Source organism: Pseudomonas sp. NPDC089752 (assembly GCF_044748725.1).
Taxonomy (GTDB): domain Bacteria; phylum Pseudomonadota; class Gammaproteobacteria; order Pseudomonadales; family Pseudomonadaceae; genus Aquipseudomonas.
Map to the genome: position 1 here is coordinate 1 of NZ_JBIVGP010000035.1, position 2,135 is coordinate 2,135.

The window sequence follows — 2,135 nt, forward strand, 5'->3', positions numbered from 1 at the left end:
GAGTATTGTTCATGCTGTAACCTGATAAAAATGATAGGTGCCTGCCCCGGCGCGCGTACTTTTCCGTAATTGGCGTTGCAGGTGAAGTTCACCAGCACTTTAACGGGCTCTGTTGGAAGTAATTTTGAATGACGCGCTGGAAATCGCTTAATGCTGCCGTTCGGCCACCGCACGCAGAGTTCTCAGCGTGACCACCGGCGTATCTACCACGAAGCGGTTGGCCAGCCACCCTGGCACATCGCCGGCCGGGTCGGCCTGCAGCTGATAGATCACTTCGGTCTCACGTTCCCCCAACGGTTTTGGTGCGGCCTTGTATTAGTAAACTTCACCCCGCTCTGTTCGCAACCATGAGGATAGTGCTATCGAACATTTCGTTGACGTTGACGTTGACGTTGACGTTGGCGTTGGGGTTGGCGTTGGCGGTCGGCAATCAGGGCAGCTGAATAGCTCAGGCTGTCTGCATTGTTGGCTGCCACCCGAGCGCGAAGTTGACTGTTACTCTTGAACTCATTGAGGGCCTGAGCCCTACCCATGTACGCAGGCTGCTCTCGCGCTCCGTAGGTCAGGGCCACTGGGTCTGTACTAACAACATTCCAATTATGGTACTGGGCAATCGCACTAAACAAGCCTGGCAAGTCAAACAGCTCTATAGGTTTCATGTTGCCACGGAATACGATTCTTTTTGTATCCTGCTCTGGTCGATCATTGTTCACATAGAAGAAGTCCCGGGAGCTGACGCCGGGCGTATCTGCCTGTGTGCTAATGTGAGTTAGCTCATGTATCAATGTGATGGCTCGCAATCGATCCGAAGCTCTGTCGCTAAAAAACGCATCGTAAATCGCTACGCGTCCTTGGAGATCGGCAGTGCCAATTTCGGCGAGTGCATCAGGGGTATCATTTTCTGCATTAATGAATTTTACACGCTGCTGCAGAGGGTCAGAATAGGCAGTCAGAATATCATGGGTTGTTTTCCACGCGTCGACAACGTCCTCTGTTACCGTTGAGTGATCCGGGCCAAAGAAGGCTTGCATTAGATCGGCTGGAAGCGACGTAGGATCTACGGAAGTCACGGTTGCGAGAATTTCCAGAGCCTCATTGATTGCCCTAAGTAACATTGCTTGTCTAGCATCGTCGAAGGTATGCAGTCCCGTCGATCGTATGCGGTAGGGGAGATCGTTGGGCTCTGGCGGCTGCAGCATGAAGCCGTTGGCATCAATATAACTAATTGGGTTGTTTTTTACCATGCTGAAGATGTTCAGTCCATCTACCGTACCGGCGGGGTCCGGGCTCAGCCATCGTCCTGCCCATGTTTGATAGTAACGATTCCCGAAGTAATACAGGCCCGTAGCATCACGCTCTTTTCCAGAAAATCGTAGGGTTTTGAAATGGATGTTGGTTGACTGGGATGTCGACCATATGGCTGTGCTTCCAAAGGGGTAGTACTCCTCAAGGCTGATGAGGCTTCCGGTATCGTCCAGCTCGAGGCTATGGTTGTTCGTAAGGTCCTGGTAGTTGAACCGGTAATGGGTGCGCTCAGCGTCATCAGTCAAGCCAGTGGTTCGATGGTATACGCAAAGGTTACCGTTGTTTGTTGTGTTAATGACTTGTGTGCTTTCTTCGATAGCTGGCTTCACAGTGGTTGTTCGCAATTCCAGTCCGGGCAAATAGATGACTTGCTGCCTGCTATGACCTTGTTCGCTGGTTTTTAGTGTGCGTTGTTTGTGCGCGTCATAGAGATAGAACTCCTGATCGCTTGGCGCCCCATCGCGCACTACGGGTGTCACACGTTGCAGCTCTCCACTGGGTGTCCAATAGAGCTTTTGACCTGGCTGCAATAGTTGCTGGTATCCTCCCGCCGTGAACAGCCTATCGACTTCTGCTGGGCAATCCGTGAGCAGATCTAGTACCCCACGGTTACTGCGGTCACTGACCGTAATGTTCGTGGTATGGCAGTTACTCGTAGCGAGTGCGCTGTGGCGGATTTGGGTGAGATTGCCTGCGGTATCGTAGTCGTAGGTGCGGGTGTAGTTGGTATATTCCTCATTGCTGGGTAGCGGCAGGCTCGCGGGGGCAGATCTGCTTTGCTGGCGCCCGGCATTTGCCATCTCCCGTCCGGTGGCACTGATAAGCTGATA

The 2,135-nt window shown here is 52.5% G+C and carries 1 protein-coding gene and 1 pseudogene; both read right to left on the reverse strand.

Translation table 11 applies throughout. From position 1 onward, the window contains the following. Positions 1–147 precede the first annotated feature (147 nt). Positions 148–300: pseudogene (locus tag ACIPZF_RS26075) on the reverse strand (lipid-binding protein); the annotation flags it as partial. Between the two features lie 59 nt (positions 301–359). Continuing rightward, the coding region (locus ACIPZF_RS26080) for an RHS repeat-associated core domain-containing protein (RefSeq protein WP_400804951.1) at positions 360–2,135 on the reverse strand (1,776 nt) is incomplete at its 5' end.